Genomic DNA, 18,697 nt, shown 5'->3' with positions numbered 1-18,697 from the left:
AATTTATCGCCTAGGCTTATTTCTATAGCCGTACCTATTTCTTTTCCTGTTGATGAAAAGGAAGCGGACACTGAAATAAGGTTAGGCTTGTTTGAATACCTATTGAGGCTGTGAACTTTATGTCTTCTGGACAATCATTTTCACGTTCATTACTAAAACTACCTTTATCGGTAATGGTAAAGGGCACCACAATTCCATCGAACCCGATTGATGATCTCAACATCGATCTAACGAAGCCAATTGTTTATGCCTTACCATTTCGTTCGAACGTGGATTTGCTGACATTACAAAAACAAGCGATGAGTCTTGGTCTACCTGACCCACTCAGTCCGCTAGAAATTAATGGCAAAACCCTTACTCGCTACGTATTTATTGCTTCACGTCCAACAGTGATGAGCAATGATAATGATGTACCGAGCGAATCAGTCTCTCTATTTACTGAACTACTTGAGCTACACCAGCTCGATAGTGAATTAGACGTACAAATGATCCCTGCCACCGTACTTTGGGGTCGTAAGCCTGGTAAAGAAGAAAACCACAAACCGTACCTTCAACCAATGAATGGGCCACAAAAAGCGAAAGCGGTAATGGGTGCTGGTCGTGACTGTTTGGTGCGTTTTAGCCCCGTAGTATCACTGCGCTACATGGCGGACTCTCACGGTACAGACAGCGCCATTGCGCATAAGCTGGCGCGCGTGGCTCGTATTCACTTCTCTCGTCAAAAGCTTGCCGCCTCGGGGCCGAACTTGCCACAACGCCAAGTGTTGTTCGCACGTCTAATGAAATCCCCTGCGATTGAAAAAGCGATTGAAGACGAAGCACAAAGCAAAGACATCTCGATTGAAAAAGCGCGCAAAGAAGCGCACAGCATCATGGATGAAATTGCAGCGGACTTCTCGTACGGTTTGGTGAAAAACGGCGATCGTATTCTTGGCTGGTTGTGGACGAAGCTGTACCAAGGTCTGCACATCAACAACGCTTCGACCGTTCGTCGCCTAGCGCAAGATGGTCATGAGATCGTGTATGTACCATGTCACCGTAGTCACATGGACTACCTACTGCTTTCTTACGTTCTGTACCATGAAGGTATGGTGCCACCGCATATTGCTGCGGGTATCAACCTGAACTTCTTCCCAGCGGGTCCAATCTTCCGTCGTGGTGGTGCGTTCTTTATTCGTCGTAGCTTTAAAGGCAACAAGCTGTACTCCACGATTTTCCGTGAGTACCTATCAGAGCTGTTTGCTAAAGGCTACTCGGTTGAGTACTTCAGTGAAGGTGGTCGTTCACGTACTGGTCGTCTGCTGCAAGCAAAAACCGGTATGTTGGCAATGACGATTCAAGCCATGCTACGCGGTCTAAACCGTCCAGTAACGTTAGTGCCTGTGTACATCGGTTACGAACACGTAATGGAAGTGGGTACTTACGCCAAAGAACTGCGTGGTTCGCGTAAAGAGAAAGAGAACGCAGGTCTTGTGTTGCGTACTCTGCGTAAGCTGCGCAACTTTGGTCTTGGTTACGTGAACTTCGGTGAGCCGATTCAGCTAAACCAATACCTGAATGAACACGCTCCTGAGTGGACGAAAGACATCGATCGTATGGGCGGCAGTAAACCACAATGGATGAACCCAGTGGTGAACGGTCTGGCAAACAAGATGATGACGCACATTAACGATGCGGCTGCGACTAACGCTCTAACTCTATGTGCGACCGCGCTGTTGGCTTCTCGTCAACGTGCATTATCTCGTGATTCTCTGATCAACCAGATTGAATGCTACCTGAAGTTACTTAAGAACAACCCATATTCAAACACTTCAACAATACCAACAGAAACGGCTGAAGAATTGGTGGATCACGCTATCTCACTTGATAAGTTTGTGATTGAAACCGACACCATGGGTGACATCATTTCGCTGGATCGTAGCCAGTCGATTCTGATGACTTACTACCGCAACAACATCATTCACTTGTTCGCTCTACCTTCATTGATTGCTCAGATGATCATTCGTCAGCGCAACGTGACCGTAGAAAAGATTCAAGAGAACGTTGCTCAAATCTACCCGTTCCTGAAGAAAGAGCTGTTCTTAAGCTATAAGGAAGAGGATTTGAACGAGCTTGTGGTTAAGACGTTGAACGAGTTCATTGAGCAGAAGATGGTTTGCCAAGACGGCGATAAACTGGAAATCAACCAGTCAAACAACCAATCCTTGGTATTATTGGGCCGTACTATCACTGAAACACTGCAACGCTACTCAATTGCAATGAACCTGCTCGTTGCAGACCAAGAACTTGGTAAATCTGACCTTGAACAGAAGAGCCAAGACATTGCACAGCGTTTGGGTCGTTTACACGGTATTAACGCGCCAGAGTTCTTCGACAAAGGTGTTTTCACTGCAATGTTCAATACATTGAAAGAACAGCAATACTTAGATTGTGATGGTAACTGTGACCTAGAAAAGACGCAGCAATTTGCCAAACTGTTGTTTGTTCTACTTTATCCGGAAGTGAAGCTCACCATCGAAGAGAGCATCCACCAACTTCATGCATAAATAGCAGAACCTCGATACAAACAGAAAAGGCATCCAATTGGACGCCTTTTTCATACCAGGACTGATCACAGAGCGTTTTCTGAGCGCTTACCAAAATGCGATAAACAACCCAAGAGCAACCACCATCCCAACATAGTTATTGTTGAGGAAAGCTTTAAAGCATAAATCGCGATCGCGATGACGAATCAAATGCTGTTGGTAAACAAACAACGAAGCGGCCACCAAAATCATCCAATAGTAACTTTGACCAAGTTCATAGTGTTGGCCTAACAACACCAACATTGCCAGCGTAATGAGCTGTAAGATCCCAACCACCAACTTATCGTGACGACCAAACAAAATCGCCGTTGATTTGATGCCAATCTTCAAATCGTCATCGCGGTCAACCATCGCATATTGGGTATCATAAGCAATAGTCCACAGTGCGTTAATCGCAAAGACAAACCATACAATCCAAGGCAGTTCACCAGTTTGTGCAGCCCATGCCATCGGGATTGCCCAGCTAAATGCTAAGCCTAAAAATAGTTGTGGTAAGTGGGTATAACGCTTCATGAATGGGTAGATGAAGGCTAAGAAGATGCCCGCAAACGAAAGTTGAATCGTTAGTGGGTTCATGGTGAGGACGAGTAAGAAAGAACTCACACCTAATACTAAAAACAGGCCAATGGCCTCTTTTGATGTCACCTTACCTGAGGGTAATGGGCGTTGCTTGGTGCGCTTTACATGGCCGTCAACCTTACGATCAGCAAAATCATTAATCACGCATCCTGCACTGCGCATCAGAAATACGCCCAACACAAAAACAATCAGAACGTTCCAACTAGGCATGCCTTGAGCGGCGATGACAAGCGCCCAGACTGTTGGCCACAAGAGCAATAGTGAGCCAATTGGACGATCCATTCGCATCAGTTGCCAATATGCTTTGGCTTTTTCTGCGGACATTTACACCTTCTCCTTAGCGTAAACTGGTGAATTAGGTAAGAAAACCTCGGCAACCAACATCGGCTTGTGATTCATCCACAATCGTGAGCGACGCGCCAAAAAACGGCCATGAGGTAGATTTACCCAGCCCATCTGTAATGCGTCACGCTCGACATTGTCAGCGCTAAATACTGTTAAGCCCAGCGGGATATCACCTTGCTGAGCCAAGTCATATTGCTGATCGACCAAAGTTGTACGTGGGATAAGCGTGCGTCCAATGACCCAATCCGTATTGTCTCCACATAAAATCACCTCTCTCAATAGGCAATCTTGCTCAGACAATAGCTGGCTCTCATCCTGTTTTAACGTCTTAGCAGTGACGATCTGATTATGCAGCAATTCCACCGTTAAACGTTGGCAGTGCTGACCTAAACGACGTGACAAAGAGCCCTGTTCTTCAAGCCAATGCTTGGCGAATTCGTTAGGGAATTCAAATTCTTCGGGGTTTTGCCACTCTACTTCCAATAAAGAAGTAAGATAGAGTGATATCGGCTGATTCATACTAGTATTCAATTGGTGGCTTTATGCGTACAATAAAGCAACAACTTACCGTCTTATTGAAACTGTAAGTTCCGTTATTTGTTTTAGACGGTCTATTGTACCAAGACTGAAGCGATTCGAATATCGCGATCCAGAGAAAGAAAAGTTATAAATATGTACAAACGTTATGTAGCCCAAATTATTGTCGCGCTAAGCTTGCTTATTTCATCCCCTACATGGGCCGAAAAAGAAGAAACTGGACCACAGCTCGCGTACTTCTCCTTAGAACCAGACTTAACCACCAACTTTTACACAAAAGGGAATAAACTGGGCTACGTGCAGGTACGTATCGATATTATGGTCATGAGCCAGCAAGACCTTGCTGTGGTAGAGCATCATCAACCATTAATCCGCGATGCAGTAATTGAACTGCTCGGTAAGCAAAGCGAAGATACAATTAAGTCGTTGTCTGGTCGTGAGGACCTACGAAAAACGTTGGTCCAAGAACTCAACGAGACCTTGCTACCAGAAACAGGCAAAACCATCATTGCCGACTTACTGTTTACCAAATATCTTTACCAATAAGTCCGCTTTTCAAAATGCAAAAGACCGCCAATCGGCGGTCTTTTTTATTGTCAGCAAAGCATCTCTATGTCAGTAACCTTAGAATGCTTTTACATACCTAAGCTTGTTGGTATTTCTGCTTACCAGAATCGAATACCGCGATGGCCATTCCAGAAATGAACCCCACTAAATGCGCCGTATTGGCAATGGCCATAAATGGTTGTACAAAACCTAATACCAGCCACACCAACATAAAACCAATAATCGGTTTTGGTAACGTTAATCCAAGGTGAGGTAAGCGGTAACCAAGAATCCATAAGTACCCCAACAAAGCGTACACCACGCCAGATAAGCCACCAAAGTTTGCACCTTCGACATAAAACTGACCTGCGCCAGATAGGGCAGCTGAGATAACAAAGAGCTGTAAGAGCTTACCGGAACCTAAGCGACGTTCAATATCCCCACCAAATTGCCACCACCAAAGCAGGTTAAAAACAATGTGTGTTATCGAAAAGTGCAACAGTGCATGACTTATCCAACGCCACAATTGCCATTGCTGTCCTTCAAATGCAGGAAAGTGCAGCCAATCAAATACACCTCGTCCAAAACCGAGTAGTTGAAGCAAATAAATAGCAGCACAAGTGATCATTATCGCGAGCGTAACCGGACCTGCTTTCGCTTTGATCATGCCCATGATGCTTGGACTCGCATAATGAAACTTACTTTTTCGTGTATCGGCAACGTTCCACGAAGCGGCACTGTACTTAGGATCAGAAGGGTTGGCTAAGAACTGTTTGAGCTCTGCTTCAACTTCAACTTCGTGCTGCGCATCCGTCAACCAAAGCGCAAACTGCCCTTCACCTTCCGGCATGATTTGGATATCAACCTGGCGTGATGCCATGTAATCGATGAAGGCTTGCGCCATACGTGGGTTATTTAACGTTACCAATCTTTTCATTAACTTCTCACTATCGGTAGTTCTGCTCGTTGCCAGGCTTCAAAGCCACCATCAACACTGTACACCTGTTCGAAGCCTTGGTTAACCAAATATTGTGCTGCACCTTGGCTACTAATGCCGTGATAGCACATTACTAGAATAGGCTGTTCAAACTCGACTTCGTCCATAAACGACACGATCGAATCGTTAGTAAGGTGAAATGCCGATTCTGCATGAGCGACTGCGAAGGATTGAGGATCGCGGATATCAACAAGCCGAGCTTCACTTTGCTCAAGTAATGTTTGCGCGCCTTGTACATCGATATGTTGAAACTGGTCCATTTGCTTTCTCATTGTCTTATTAATATACCCAAGCAACCTCATGGCACTGAAATTTAGGCGCTTAAAGTCACTTGCGTATAGTGACGCCATTGTAACCTATCCAAAGCCAAACTTAGACACAGAGATAGTCCGGTCATTCTAAACTGTTCACATTACAACCATTTGTGGATAAAGCTGTGAATTGCGTTGATAAAGTATATTTTGATCTTTTGATCCACAAGATGTAGTGATGATCTTGATCTAACTGTGTGTATATTTAGAACTATCCCCAGCAGTAAAACCACGACAAAGCCTTATTTTGTCCGGCTTTCGAACAGTTGATGAATAATTACTTCACAGAGTTATGCACAGGTAGCACAGATAAAATAGATCGCAAACGCTATCGATTTTGGATCGGAAATAAAAAAGCCGAGATCACATGATCTCGGCTTTCTATGAAAATCTTACTTTATATTAGAAGCAGAAGTTAGAACTCACCAACAGCAAGTTTCAGTTTCTTCATTGCGTTCTTTTCTAGCTGGCGAATACGCTCAGCAGAAACACCAAACTCATCAGCAAGGTCTTGCAGTGTTGCTTTCTCATCGTCTAACCAACGAGAACGAACAATACGTTGACTGCGCTCATCCAGACTTGCAAGCGCATGGCCTAGACGGTTATTGGTGTGTGTTTCCCAGTTTGCTGCTTCAATGTTATCGGCAACATCAGATGATTTGTCTTCTAGGTACACCATTGGTGCTGTGTACGAATTTGAACTGTCGTCATCATCCATTGGCATATCGAACGTTGAGTCCACTGCCGCTAGACGGGATTCCATTTCTCGTACTTCTGAAGGCTCAACACCTAGCTCACGTGCTACTGTTTCTACTTCACCGTTGTTAAACCAGCCTAAGCGCTTCTTAGACTTACGTAGGTTGAAGAACAGTTTACGCTGCGCTTTGGTTGTCGCAATCTTCACGATACGCCAGTTACGTAGCACGTATTCATGGATTTCTGCTTTGATCCAGTGAACAGCGAAAGACACCAAACGCACACCCACTTCTGGGTTGAAACGCTTGACCGCTTTCATAAGACCGATGTTGCCCTCTTGAACTAGGTCTGCCATTGGCAAGCCGTAGCCTGAGTAGCCACGAGCAACGTGAACAACGAATCGTAGGTGTGACAAAATCAGGCCTTTCGCCGCATCTATCTCACCGTTGTAGTGTAATCGTTCTGCCAGCCCACGCTCTTCGTCTGGTGTCAGCATTGGGTAGCTGTTTACAGAACGAATATAGCTATCAAGGCTATCTTGCGTGACTAGAGCCATCGGATACGCTTCTTTTGTCATTCAATTCCTCATCAATCTCTGATCTGGAGCATTACATTGCAATTTAGCTTGGCCATCTTGAACTCAAAATGAACAAGTTTCAAGAAGGGCGAGTAATTATCCATAAACAAATGGTCTATACAAGGGGTAAAAATTAGCTTGTGCTAATAAATTCCAAGTATAAGACCCTTATCACCTAAACTGGTTCAATTTCTTTCAAGTGACGCTGCGCTGAAAAGCGCGCGGCGATACAACCTAGCAAGCTACCAGTGATGATCAACAGTAGAGATTCATCCCAATTCAAGCCAATCAAACGAAATTGGCTATCATATAACGATGCCAATTGCTCAACTGCGTTATTCATGACAACCGTAATCAATGCCGTCACTAACCATGCAATGGTCGCCCCAAGCACACCAAACCACATGCCAGTGTATAAGTAAGGACGAAGAATGAAACTGTCGGTCGCACCAATCAGCTTCATTGTCTGAATCTCTTCTTTGTTTGCCAACACATTAAAGCGCAATGTATTACCGACGATTAAAAATACAGCACCCAACATCAGCACTGTCAGGGTAATGACAATAATGCCAGCAAGGGTTTTTATCGCATCAAGCCGTGCCAACCAATCTTCATCTAGTCGAACATCTGTCACGTCTTGTTGCTCACGAACTTGTTTAGCAAGCGACTGAATTGCGCTTTTTTGTTCGGAATCAGGCGTAATCACCAACACGCCAGGCAAGGCATAACCACTTAATAGGCTTAGCGCTTGGTCAAACCCTGCGTACTGGCTTAAATCAGATAGACCTTGTTGCGGAGAAATATATTCCACCTCTTTTACAGAAGGCCATGTTTCAATCTGATCTTTGAGCACCATAACGCGCGCGTCAGGCATCCCTTCGACTAAGTAGGCACTCACTTGCGATGGTGATGCAACATCTTGTGCTGCACCAGCCACATTCTTACCTAACAAATACAAACAAGCTGGCATTGCTAACGCCATGGAGATAACAGCCAAGGTCAGAATGTTACCTAAAGGGCGACGCCATAATGCGCCGAAAGAAGATTTAGCTTGTTTGATATGAACAGAGAAAAAACCATCGGTATTAGCACGCTTGGCACTGCGACCTTTCCCTTTCTTTTGGGTGCGCTTGTTACCTACCATAGTCTTCTACCTCACTTAGGAAGCCTTGGTTCAATTCGAAATGACGATATTGTGGGCGAGTGTTTACTAACCCGATATCGTGCGTCGCTAGGAGAATCGTCACGCCAGCACGATTAAATTCTTCGAACAATCGCAACACACGGTTGGACAGTTCTGGATCAAGGTTACCGGTTGGTTCATCCGCCACTAGCAGCGTTGGTCGATTAACGACAGCGCGTGCAATACCTACACGTTGTTGCTCACCACCTGATAGTTGACTTGGCAAGCAACGGGCTTTATCGAGCAAACCCGTTTTATCTAGCGCCGCAGAAACACGACGTTTGATTTCATTTTCAGAAATCGATTCAATGCGCATCGGCAGCGCGACATTATCGAACACGCTGCGATCCATCAATAAGCGATGATCTTGGAAAACAATCCCGATATTGCGGCGCAAAAACGGAATGTCTTTGTTAGAAATACGTGTGATGTCATGACCATTAAAATGGATTTTGCCATCAGTAGGACGTTCTATCGCACATATCAGTTTCAGCAAGGTACTTTTACCTGCACCGGAATGCCCGCCTAAAAAAGCCATTTCTCCGCGTCGAAGGTGAAAGTCGACTTTTTGTAATGCCTGTCGCCCACCTCGGTAAGCTTTACTTACCTGCTGAAATTTGATCACCGTTGATTTCCTCTAACTCTAATTACTCTTCACGACTAAACAGAGCGTCAATGAACTCTTGAGTTTCAAATGGACGCAAGTCTTCGATACCTTCACCAACACCAATGTAGCGAATTGGAATTTCAAACTGATCAGCAAGAGCGAAGATAACGCCACCTTTCGCTGTTCCATCCAGCTTAGTCAATGTAATCCCGGTTAGAGGGGCAACATCACTGAAAAGTTTCGCTTGGCTAATGGCATTTTGCCCAGTGCCTGCGTCTAGCGTCAGCATGATCTCATGTGGTGCAGAGTCATCAATCTTCTTCATGACACGAACAATCTTACGCAGCTCTTCCATCAGGTTAGCTTTATTTTGTAGACGACCTGCAGTATCGGCAATCACCACATCGACGCCACGCGCTTTTGCCGCTTCAATCGCATCATAGATAACCGAAGCACTGTCTGCGCCAGTGTGCTGAGCAATCACAGGAACGTTGTTACGCTCGCCCCATACTTGTAGCTGTTCAACCGCTGCAGCACGGAAGGTGTCACCCGCCGCCAGCATGACTTTCTTACCTTGGCTTTGGAACTGCTTCGCCAGCTTACCGATTGTGGTTGTTTTACCGACGCCGTTAACGCCAACCATCAAGATAACGTAAGGGGTTTTGCTGCTATCAATTTCAAGTGGCTGTTCTACTTTCGCTAGAATTTCTGCCATCTCTTCTTTTAACAGGCCGTAGAGTGCTTCGCCGTCCTTCAAATCACCGCGTGACGCTTTTTCGGTCAAGTTATTGATAATTTTCGTCGTGGTGTTCATACCCACGTCAGCGATAAGCAGCTGTTCTTCTAATTCTTCGAAAAGGTCTTCATCGATTTTTTTACCGCTGAACAAACCGAAGAAACCCGCACCAATGTTTGCCTTCGTGCGGCTTAGGCTGCGCTTAAGGCGAGCAAAGAAGCTTTCGGTTGGCTTTTCTTGTTCTTGGACACGAGGCGCAACCGGTACTTGTGGCTCCTCTGCTTCTGCTTCTGCTTCTGCTTCTGCTTCTGCTTCTGCTTCTGCTTCTGCTAGGACAGGTTCACCCTTCTCCGGCTCTTCTTCAAGTGTGGTTTTCTCTTCTGCTTGTTCGGCAGCCTCTTCCACCTGCAGTTGCTCACCAGCTGGCGCTTCTACTGCTTCTGCTTCTTCTTTTACTGATTCATCTGTTGTCGGTTTTTGGGTCTGTTCTTCATCACCAAAACCTAGCCACGAAAGTAATCCGCGCTTCTTTTTTTCCGTCATCTGGGGCTATCCTAGATTGTGCTCTTATCTATTAATGACTCTTTTCTGACAAGATTATTATCTTTACAGAAAAGGCTAATGACAAAGTTGTGAAAACTTTCCAATTAGGTGAATCTAATCTTATTAGTGTTACACTCTGTCATCTTGAATATTCTGGGCTATATCCAAGCTCAAAGCTTGGGCGATTGGATATAGTATCACTTTATTAGCGGTCAAAAAATCTATGGTAAGACGTCGCCAGCAAAACTCATCACAAAAAAAGCCAACAACGGGCTTTGTTCGCATTATTAGTGGTTTATGGAGAGGTCGAAAACTCCCTGTTCATGATGCAGAAGGATTACGCCCAACCACGGATCGTGTGAAAGAAACCCTATTTAACTGGTTAGCTCAAGATGTGCCGCAAGCGAAATGTCTCGACCTATTCGCAGGTTCTGGTGGTTTAGGCTTTGAGTCAGCTTCTCGCCAAGCAAACCAAGTGACGATGGTGGAACTGAACCCACAAGCGTTTCAGCAATTGCAGAAAAATGTTGCCTCGTTGAATACTAACAACATTAAAGTCGTCAACACCGACGCACTGAGCTTTTTAAAGCAACCAGGTACACCGCATCACGTAGTATTCATTGATCCGCCGTTTCGCAAAGGCTTATTAGATGAAACCGTGACCTTGCTAGAGCAAAACGGCTGGCTTGCAGAAGATGCGATGATTTATATTGAAACTGAAAAAGAGCTAAGTATTGCTGGGCTTCCTGACAACTGGCGACTGCACCGAGAGAAAACCGCAGGCCAGGTCAGTTACCGTCTGTATGAACGCACATCAGCTTAAAGCCCCAATTTAAAAGGATAGTTAAATGAAAGCATTATTGATACTGGCTAAAGCAGCCATCGCCTTCGTCTGGTTCATATTGATCCTCAACTTCTTTATGCCCTTCCCTGGCAAAGCGGCCATTGCGTTGTACATCATGACGGCTTTTCTGTTCATCATGCATGGATTGCAAATGGCAATCTTCATTGGCGCATTTGGCGACAAGATTAAGATGAGCAGTTGGGAAAAGTACTCCATTTTGATATTCGGCATCTTTGCTCTTCTCGATATTCGTCGGAAGCACATGATGTAAAAAGACAAATAAACGAAAGCCGCTCACATGAGCGGCTTTTTTTGTATTCATCAAATTGACGGAGGTTTAGCCCATGTAGCTCTTCACGCCATCGAGGAACATCTGGGTTGAGATCATCACCAACAGTAAACCCATCAAACGCTCAATCGCTTTCAGACCGCGCTCACCAAGAATACGATGGAAGAAACTGTAGAACATCAAAATGAAGAAAGTTGCACCCCAAGCGATCAACACAGCAGCAGACAGCTCCATGATTTTGTCTGGATGCTGAGAAGACAATAAAAGCAACGCTGCGATCACTGAAGGGCCAGCAATCATAGGAATCGCCATCGGCACAATAAACGGCTCTTCACCTGCAGCAAGGCCAGTAATGCTACCTGCGCTTGGAAAAATCATCTTAATCGCGATGATGAAAAGAATGATCCCGCCAGAAATACTCAGCGTTTCCGGTTGAACATGGAGGAAGCTCATGATGCTTTGTCCCGCAAAAAGGAACAGCATCAGAATCATCAAGGCAAACAGTAATTCACGGATCAGCACCTTACGGCGGCGTTTTGCATCAAGGTGTTTGAGAATGGATAACACAATCGGAAGATTTCCGAGTGGGTCCATAATAAGAAACAGCATGGTCGCTGCTGAAAGAATATCCATGTTCTGGCCTCGACTGAAAATTTGGCGGCCAGTATAACAAAGTGATTCAGTGAAGATATGATAGAAGACGAAATGAATGCTTCGCCTCCATCAACAATTTTTAGCCGCAGCTTAGTGGTTACAAACGCGTGCCATATTCACGACAAACTTACCTTCCAGTTCGCGTACTTTTTCGCGCTTTAGCAAGAACTCTAGCAATGCACCTAAGTCTAGATCATTCAGCTTACAGGTATGGAAACGCACATCTGTACCAAAGTGAGCTGCCAGTTCATCACGATCCATTGGCGTTTCTCGAAGTAGGTTAAGTAAGTTGTGAGCATGAATCTCGGTCATCATCGACTCCAGTTATTAAGTTGAATCCGTCTAGTTTACGCAAAACCTGACCGCTTACTTTGACCTAAATTAGTAAATGATAGATGCAACGATTAATGCATGAGCCAAGAAATAACTGCCACTCACCCAAACATAGGCATGTTTCATCGGTTTACGATAACCATGTATCGCATACGCCAAGGCTGAATAGATCATAACTAAGGTGCCACTAAACCCAAGCGCATTAGCAAAACTTGGTACTTGCAACCAAACTTCCCCCGCCGCCCAAGCAAGCTGAACCAACATGATGCCCATGATAACAACAGGAAAAACCATGGAATCGAGCTGTGGTAGCAATAAGAAGAACGCCACAACACTAGCAGCAAGCAGCAATGCGAGTAACCACCAAACAATTTCCCCATTGAGCTGAACCCAAAATGATTTGCTATAAAGGATTTGAGCGAGTAAGTAGCCCGCAAAGTAGAGTGGCTTGCGAGATTTAAAGGAATGCAGTGTATCGGCAAATACAGAGACCAACAGTCCACCAGCGATCCAGTAGGTAGGTACTGCAGATGCACCTTCAGTCAACGCTAAGATCAAAAGCAACAACAGAGTAAAGATTTTAAATGCCAGAGACTGCGTTGGATTGGCTTGTCTCGCCCCCAACACGGAATATAACCCTGATAGCCCTATCGCTAACCAACTCCACATGCCGTATACACCTTTCACGTAATCTCGCCGCTAGTCTAGGTAGACCAATCTTGATGTAAAGGCATTATCAGCGAAAGTTGGATCTCGCTAGCGAATCACAACATTTTGTAAACGTAACTGGCTCAATTACTGATTATCGTTTTTCTCACAATCATTGAACTGAGCTATCTGAATCTGTTTGTTATCGATAATTTCATCAGAACTCTAACCTTCAGAAATTGAAAAACAAACCATCAATTTGTTCGCTATACAACCGTTACGGGCAAATAACCAACACAAAAGTCAGATCCACCACCTCTGACCACTCAGAAAGGCAAAAATGCCTCCTCCCAACAATACAAACCGTGATTAGCCCAATAATCTGAGAGTATAAAAGTTCAATCAAAAACACATAAGCAACTGATATAAATAAGCATAGATAAGAAAAACCATCAAAACCCAACCTTAACTAGCATGGATTATAGCTACCCCCTTATCGCATTGAGATTTTCTCATCAGATAGGAAAAGTTGAGCACAATAGACGTCTACAAGAGTGACTCTCGTTAACACAAAACATAATTTTCTCAACTTTTGAGAAATTCAGCAAAAATAGCCAACCAACATCCACACTGATACAAGAAACACTATTTCATCATAACATTACTCATATTTAACACTATAAAATCAGCAACTTAAAGACAAAAAGAAGACAAAAACAACAAGTCGAACATTTAAAGAGCAGCACAAAAAACACAGTTTTATTAGTCAATTTAGGGTAAAAACACCCTAGTTAAGTGCGATTTTTGAAAACTTTTCCGCTTTGAAGTTGATCAAAGCTCAAAAACAGTGCTATATTATTTACATCGAGTTCATCAATGATTTTAGGGGTAGTGTTATGATTTCTTCTTCTCAAAAACAAGGGCTGGTAATGATTGCAGTGGTTGTTGGTTTAATGACACTACCAATGATGTACTAAGTTACTGTTTCCAATAAAAAAGGGACGCTTTCGCGTCCCTTTTTTATTATTCAAATTTTGCCGTCTACAGATGCTTAACTAGTATGTCCCAATGCATGTAGTAAAAACCGAGTGCAGCAAGCGTAATCAAGGCCATTAACAAAATCGCAGCTCGCCAAATAAAGCGTGAACTTCTCGGTGTGAGTTCCTTTTCACACGCATCGCATGCAGCAAGAAAACCCTTTCTGTCATCCAGTTTATAATCCTCTTCGTGGACAACTTTGTTACGGACCGTCGCAATAAAGCGCAGTTTTGCAACGACATCATGCGGTAAGCGTTCTTCACAACTGGTAATCAGTTGATGCAACCCTTTCCCTTCCGCGTGGTATTGAGTACGCAGAAGTTTTTCGATCGTTCGGGTACGCATGACTACTTTCTCAATATCTGACATCGTAACCCTCCTTACTTGACCCTTCCTGTGTCTGTCATTTCATTCTTCTACAAATTCAGAGTTTTTTCGAGTCGTTAAGTGCAAATTTCCTTTTAAATTGTGCTCTTGCACGCATATAAAATGTGAAGTGTGCCGAATAAAACCTACATCCCTTTTACTAGATCACGAATAATTTATCTCAACTCATAGTTTAATCAGGGAGTTCTGTAAAATAGATGCCAATGAAACATTGGAGGTTATCATGCCAATCTCACTTATTTTGGCTCTATTCACCCTGATTGCTCTCGGAGCTTGGGTATTCTTTCGCTTCTACAGCAAGCACTACTTTGGCGAAGACGCGCCTGAACAAAGCGCTCAAGTCACCATACTCGATAAACAAGCGATAGAAGTACCAGAAGCAGAACCTGGACAAGACGATCAGGAATATTGGATTTACGTTCAGCGCGGCTCTATTGGCCCGAAACGCGAGTTTCAAATCGGTGTGCACTATTACCACGCCTTAAACCCTGGTGATAAAGGCACACTGACTTACTGTGGCGATAAATTCCTTCACTTCGCCTTAAAACGCTAATCTAAGGTAATAGCCAACGGGTCTTGGCTGATTTAGAGAACAAGTAACTCATCGCCAAGGCCCCAGCTCCACTCAAAACGATCCAAACTGGTATTACCCAAGCTGGGTGTCCCTGATACCAACCAAACGCTTTCATTGGCCACAAGAAGATTGGGTGCAACAAATAAATTCCTAAGCTGTGCTGACTAATAAAGCTCACCACTTTTTGCACTTTAGGTGTTAGACCTTCACCAAAGTAGCGGCACAGCATAAAGATCATAGACGCTGCGAGAATCACATTCAGTGTTTTGTATGAAAACCAACGACCTACGGTATATTTATCAGCTTCTAAACTGTTGGCCACCACCATGGTAAACGTCACCGCCAACGCCACGAGCCCAAGCCCAGTAAAAATGCTGACAGTGGTGCGATTAAGAGGCACTCTCTTAAACAGCACATAGCCGAGCGGCAAATATCCCATGTAAAGCCAGTATTGATTGCTCCAAGGGCCATCAATCTTAAATAGGAACAAAGTGCTGGTCAGCAGCCAAACAGCAAGATACGCATAGAGAACGTTATCATCGCAGTTACGCACCACCCATTGGAATAACGGAATAACAAAATAGAGCGGAATAAAGTAATAGAAAAATCCGAGGTGATAGTAAGTCGCGTGATGTGGACTGTTACTCACCACTTCTTTAACCGTTTCAAAATCGAAGCCTTGTGCTGTCCAACCCGACAAGTAGGCATAAAACATCGACCAAATAAGAAAAGGTACTAATACTTTGCCTAAACGCCGTTTAACGTAGTACTTGGCATCAAAAGGTCGTGTATCACTGAGCATTAGAGCACCAGTAATCAAAATGAATACAGGTACTGCCCAGCGAGTCACGCTGTTTACCCCGACAGCCGTCAACCATTGGTCAAACGGAATCACTCCCAACTCATTACGATATGGCGCTAGCACATGAATCGCGATCACTGCGATGGCAGCGACACAACGTAATAAGTCGAAAAATAGAACCCTTTCTCTCATACCCTTACCTACTTTGAGTGACTTCACGTTTATAGCATAGGGTAATTTTCATCCAGTTAAATAGTTAACAATCTGTTTTTGCTTATTTTTAACTCAGCGATGACGCGCCAATATCATTGATTTGCAAAATAGGTAGTCACAAATCTCATTGTACAAATGAGATCAGCAGCCCTAAGCTTTCTCGGATATGAAACAGATTTAACCGATTTATTCCATTAGGATGCTGAACAGATTATTAAGAGAGGTCTTTATGAAGAAAACATTATTAGCATCACTGGTTTGTGTAGTGGCTTTAGCTGGATGTAATCAAAAGGAAGAGACCGTGGCACCAACACAATCGCAATCGGAAGCGAACCCTATCTGCAGCGCTGAAAACCTTGCTGGCGGCTGGTCACAAGGTGAAGTAACACCTGAAGCTCAGCAAGCACTCGACTTTGTACTTGGTCAGATGAACACCGCAGCTAAGCTAAAAGAGATCTTAAGCGTACGAACTCAAGTGGTGAATGGTCTTAACTACGCCATTGAATTCGAAATGGACAATGGTGAAGTATGGAACACCATCGTTTACCGCTCACTGAAAGGTGATATGGAAATGACGCAACCTGCACAACAAGGTCGTCTTTGCCCATAAGCAAGACTTGCTGATTTGCGATACTGAATCGTAAAAACAAAAATGGCTCCCAAAGCGGAGCCATTTTTTATTTCTAAGTCGTAAGCCGATTTAAGCCGTAGCCACTTTGGCCTTTGGTAGCTTGATAGAAATTAGCGTTGTTAGTGCTAAGAAAGCAAATGACACCCACAGACATGCCGCTAGACCCGCTTCTTGGTAAATCCAACCAGACAGAACCGTACCGATCAAACGTCCCATCGCATTCGCCATATAGTAGAAGCCAACATCCAGTGATACTCCATCGCCTTTCGCATAACTAACAATCAGGTAAGAATGCAGAGATGAATTCACTGCGAACACAGCGCCGAAAATCATCAAGCCCACGACAATAACAAGCTCTGGCTGCCAGCCGATTTGCACGCCATAAGCAATCGCACCAGTGATGACGGCTAGAATACCTGCCCAAATTAATGCCGCGCTACCATCTGGCACTCGACCTTGCGCTTTGCCGGTAATACGAGGCGCAAAACCTTGAACGAATCCGTAAGCAATCACCCAAGCAGCAAGGAAGCCGCCTACCATCAGGTGATCCCAACCAAACACGCTGCCAAGGTAAATCGGAAGAGCAACAACAAACCACACATCACGAGCGCCAAATAGGAACATACGTGCAGCGGAAAGAATGTTCACCGATTCTGACTTAGAGAAAATTTGACGGAACTTAGGTTTGCTCTTCGCCTTACCCATATCCGCTTCTAGCCAGATCAAGCTGCATACAAACACAACAGCCAGCACACTTGCCATGATGACCATCGAAGTTTGGAAACCAAACGCCGACAGCAACAAACCACCAACAAAGAAACCCGCACCTTTCAGCGCATTCTTCGAGCCCGTTAAGATCGCAACCCACTTATAAAGTGCACCTTGCTGCTCGTCTGGCACCAAAGTTTTGATCGCGCTCTTGGCACTCATCTTATTTAAGTCTTTGGCAATACCTGAAATTGCCTGCGCCGCCATTACCCAAGGAATGGTCAACCAAGCATTGGGCACTGCCAACATCAGCAAGGCAAAAATCTGCATCCCTAAGCCGACGTTCATGGTTTTGTTCAAACCAAGTCGAGCACCTAGCCAGCCACCAACCAAGTTGGTCACTACGCCAAAAAATTCATAGAAAAGGAACAGCGAAGCAATGGCTAAGCTTGAGTAGCCTAAGTCATGGAAGTAAAGCACCACCAGCATACGGAGTGCACCATCCGTCACAGTGAAGTTCCAATAGTTGAACGTCACCAGCATATACTGACGGATACTTTTACTTAGTTTTGAAATCATAACGACCTCAGATGTACAGCGTTTAGAGCATTTAGATCATGATGTTCCAAATGCTCTATGACCTGAACACCAGCATTGAGCCATCTCAGTACTGGCGCTAAATTGTGAAACAAGAACTGATGAGGAGTTTAAATATTATTCATGAATAAACAATGAGTTAAACATAACATCAGTAAGCAAGAATCACATAAATTGGTAAGCCATTACGGCATAAAGAGAGCTTTTAGATCATGATGTTCCAAAAGCCCGATAAGCTGATCAAGCGTTTTGAGCCACACGCTCGATGTACTCAACTTGTACTGGCTTTGTGAAAGCACCAGGACGCAGCGCTTGCACTTCACGTACGATGTCTTCTAGCGCCCAATCTTTCTCTAGCAGTAGGTGCGCAGCGAACAAACCTGTGCGACCAGAGCCACCCATACAGTGCATTGCAACCTTGCCACCTTGAGCTAGAATCGCATGCAGTTCAGGACTCGCTTGTGACCATTTTGCCGCGAACTCTTCGCCCGGAGCACAGTCATCTTCAATCTCAATTTGGAACCATTTCATGCCCAGTTGTTGAGTCAATTCACCCAACGCAGACACGTCTTTTGCTGCTAGTTCAGCATTATCCAGAGCAGTAACAATCGCTTCTACGCCTTGCGCTTTTAGTTGCTCTAGCGAAGCTTGCAGTTCAACACCTTTAGTACCAGGACATGGAGTCAGTACCAAAGCGCCCGTTTCTAAATCTAATTGCCATGTAGGATGAGACATCT

Annotated in this window: 21 protein-coding genes; 6 read left to right on the top strand and 15 right to left on the bottom strand. The window is 44.5% G+C overall.

Translation table 11 applies throughout. The annotated features are described in order from the left end of the window. Positions 1-119 precede the first annotated feature (119 nt). On the top strand, positions 120-2,546 hold the full coding sequence (plsB, locus tag ITG12_RS11725) for a glycerol-3-phosphate 1-O-acyltransferase PlsB (protein WP_038874565.1): 2,427 nt from the start codon (positions 120-122) through the stop codon (positions 2,544-2,546). Between the two features lie 87 nt (positions 2,547-2,633). Here the strand turns inward: plsB and ubiA are convergent, their stop codons facing one another. Together ubiA and ITG12_RS11715 are read right to left on the bottom strand one after the other, a co-directional pair. Then, positions 2,634-3,488 (bottom strand): 4-hydroxybenzoate octaprenyltransferase, encoded by an 855-nt coding sequence (gene ubiA, locus ITG12_RS11720; protein WP_038872570.1) that lies wholly within the window; start codon positions 3,486-3,488, stop codon positions 2,634-2,636. Beyond that, positions 3,489-4,028: a chorismate lyase gene (locus ITG12_RS11715; RefSeq protein ID WP_038872568.1), complete on the bottom strand. Its 540-nt coding sequence runs from the start codon at positions 4,026-4,028 to the stop codon at positions 3,489-3,491. Positions 4,029-4,181: 153 nt separating this feature from the next. On the opposite strand from ITG12_RS11715, the gene ITG12_RS11710 reads away from it, so the two are divergent. Then, entirely contained in the window at positions 4,182-4,592 is a 411-nt protein-coding gene (locus ITG12_RS11710) for a flagellar basal body-associated protein FliL (RefSeq protein WP_248873091.1), read from the top strand. 97 nt (positions 4,593-4,689) lie between these two features. Here the strand turns inward: ITG12_RS11710 and glpG are convergent, their stop codons facing one another. The 6 genes from glpG to ftsY form a co-directional block, all read right to left on the bottom strand. Beyond that, the gene (glpG, locus tag ITG12_RS11705; RefSeq protein WP_038874569.1) at positions 4,690-5,529 is read right to left on the bottom strand and encodes a rhomboid family intramembrane serine protease GlpG; all 840 of its coding nucleotides are present in this window, start codon (positions 5,527-5,529) and stop codon (positions 4,690-4,692) included. After that, positions 5,529-5,849 (bottom strand): thiosulfate sulfurtransferase GlpE, encoded by a 321-nt coding sequence (glpE, locus tag ITG12_RS11700; protein ID WP_038872561.1) that lies wholly within the window; start codon positions 5,847-5,849, stop codon positions 5,529-5,531. The genes glpG and glpE overlap by 1 nt, the downstream gene beginning before the upstream one ends. Before the next feature lie 466 nt (positions 5,850-6,315). Continuing rightward, complete coding sequence (gene rpoH, locus ITG12_RS11695) at positions 6,316-7,173, bottom strand: RNA polymerase sigma factor RpoH (RefSeq protein WP_038872559.1); 858 nt, start codon at positions 7,171-7,173, stop codon at positions 6,316-6,318. 175 nt (positions 7,174-7,348) lie between these two features. Then, positions 7,349-8,317 (bottom strand): permease-like cell division protein FtsX, encoded by a 969-nt coding sequence (ftsX, locus tag ITG12_RS11690; RefSeq protein ID WP_038872556.1) that lies wholly within the window; start codon positions 8,315-8,317, stop codon positions 7,349-7,351. Then, positions 8,307-8,981, bottom strand: coding sequence for a cell division ATP-binding protein FtsE (gene ftsE / locus ITG12_RS11685; protein ID WP_005535654.1), 675 nt, complete (start codon positions 8,979-8,981; stop codon positions 8,307-8,309). The genes ftsX and ftsE overlap by 11 nt, the downstream gene beginning before the upstream one ends. 22 nt (positions 8,982-9,003) lie before the next feature. Further along, a complete protein-coding gene (gene ftsY / locus ITG12_RS11680) occupies positions 9,004-10,242 on the bottom strand; it encodes a signal recognition particle-docking protein FtsY (RefSeq protein WP_248873090.1) in 1,239 nt (412 codons plus the stop codon). Positions 10,243-10,465: 223 nt separating this feature from the next. Between ftsY and rsmD the strand changes: the two genes are divergently transcribed. Together rsmD and ITG12_RS11670 are read left to right on the top strand one after the other, a co-directional pair. Further along, on the top strand, positions 10,466-11,065 hold the full coding sequence (gene rsmD / locus ITG12_RS11675; RefSeq protein ID WP_038874573.1) for a 16S rRNA (guanine(966)-N(2))-methyltransferase RsmD: 600 nt from the start codon (positions 10,466-10,468) through the stop codon (positions 11,063-11,065). 25 nt (positions 11,066-11,090) lie between these two features. After that, on the top strand, positions 11,091-11,357 hold the full coding sequence (locus ITG12_RS11670; protein WP_038872549.1) for a DUF1145 domain-containing protein: 267 nt from the start codon (positions 11,091-11,093) through the stop codon (positions 11,355-11,357). 66 nt (positions 11,358-11,423) lie between these two features. Here ITG12_RS11670 and ITG12_RS11665 read toward each other — a convergent pair whose 3' ends face one another. The 4 genes from ITG12_RS11665 to ITG12_RS11650 all read right to left on the bottom strand — a co-directional run bounded on the left by ITG12_RS11665 (position 11,424) and on the right by ITG12_RS11650 (position 14,417). Beyond that, positions 11,424-12,008: a YhgN family NAAT transporter gene (locus tag ITG12_RS11665; protein WP_038872547.1), complete on the bottom strand. Its 585-nt coding sequence runs from the start codon at positions 12,006-12,008 to the stop codon at positions 11,424-11,426. Positions 12,009-12,119: 111 nt separating this feature from the next. Continuing rightward, on the bottom strand, positions 12,120-12,341 hold the full coding sequence (locus tag ITG12_RS11660; RefSeq protein WP_038874575.1) for a YecH family metal-binding protein: 222 nt from the start codon (positions 12,339-12,341) through the stop codon (positions 12,120-12,122). Positions 12,342-12,410: 69 nt separating this feature from the next. Then, positions 12,411-13,031, bottom strand: a complete 621-nt coding sequence (locus tag ITG12_RS11655; protein ID WP_038872542.1) for a lysoplasmalogenase — start codon at positions 13,029-13,031, stop codon at positions 12,411-12,413. A gap of 1,020 nt (positions 13,032-14,051) precedes the next feature. After that, positions 14,052-14,417 carry a hypothetical protein gene (locus ITG12_RS11650; RefSeq protein WP_005430355.1) on the bottom strand — a complete coding sequence of 122 codons (366 nt, stop codon included), beginning with the start codon at positions 14,415-14,417 and terminating at the stop codon, positions 14,052-14,054. 241 nt (positions 14,418-14,658) lie between these two features. On the opposite strand from ITG12_RS11650, the gene ITG12_RS11645 reads away from it, so the two are divergent. Next, positions 14,659-14,988 carry a DUF2500 domain-containing protein gene (locus ITG12_RS11645; RefSeq protein WP_038872539.1) on the top strand — a complete coding sequence of 110 codons (330 nt, stop codon included), beginning with the start codon at positions 14,659-14,661 and terminating at the stop codon, positions 14,986-14,988. Between the two features lies 1 nt (position 14,989). Here the strand turns inward: ITG12_RS11645 and ITG12_RS11640 are convergent, their stop codons facing one another. After that, the gene (locus ITG12_RS11640; RefSeq protein ID WP_038874577.1) at positions 14,990-16,003 is read right to left on the bottom strand and encodes an acyltransferase family protein; all 1,014 of its coding nucleotides are present in this window, start codon (positions 16,001-16,003) and stop codon (positions 14,990-14,992) included. 250 nt (positions 16,004-16,253) lie between these two features. On the opposite strand from ITG12_RS11640, the gene ITG12_RS11635 reads away from it, so the two are divergent. Beyond that, positions 16,254-16,634 carry a cystatin domain-containing protein gene (locus ITG12_RS11635; protein WP_009705158.1) on the top strand — a complete coding sequence of 127 codons (381 nt, stop codon included), beginning with the start codon at positions 16,254-16,256 and terminating at the stop codon, positions 16,632-16,634. Between the two features lie 90 nt (positions 16,635-16,724). On the opposite strand, the gene arsJ is transcribed toward ITG12_RS11635, so the two are convergent. Both arsJ and ITG12_RS11625 read right to left on the bottom strand, forming a co-directional pair. Next, on the bottom strand, positions 16,725-17,942 hold the full coding sequence (arsJ, locus tag ITG12_RS11630) for an organoarsenical effux MFS transporter ArsJ (RefSeq protein WP_020197735.1): 1,218 nt from the start codon (positions 17,940-17,942) through the stop codon (positions 16,725-16,727). A 258-nt stretch (positions 17,943-18,200) separates the two neighbouring features. Next, on the bottom strand, positions 18,201-18,695 hold the full coding sequence (locus ITG12_RS11625; protein WP_038881516.1) for a cyclin-dependent kinase inhibitor 3 family protein: 495 nt from the start codon (positions 18,693-18,695) through the stop codon (positions 18,201-18,203). Positions 18,696-18,697 lie beyond the last annotated feature (2 nt).

Source organism: Vibrio sp. ED002 (genome assembly GCF_023277445.1).
In the GTDB taxonomy this organism is placed as follows: domain Bacteria; phylum Pseudomonadota; class Gammaproteobacteria; order Enterobacterales; family Vibrionaceae; genus Vibrio; species Vibrio jasicida.
This window is presented reverse-complemented; position numbering and strand designations above follow the sequence as displayed.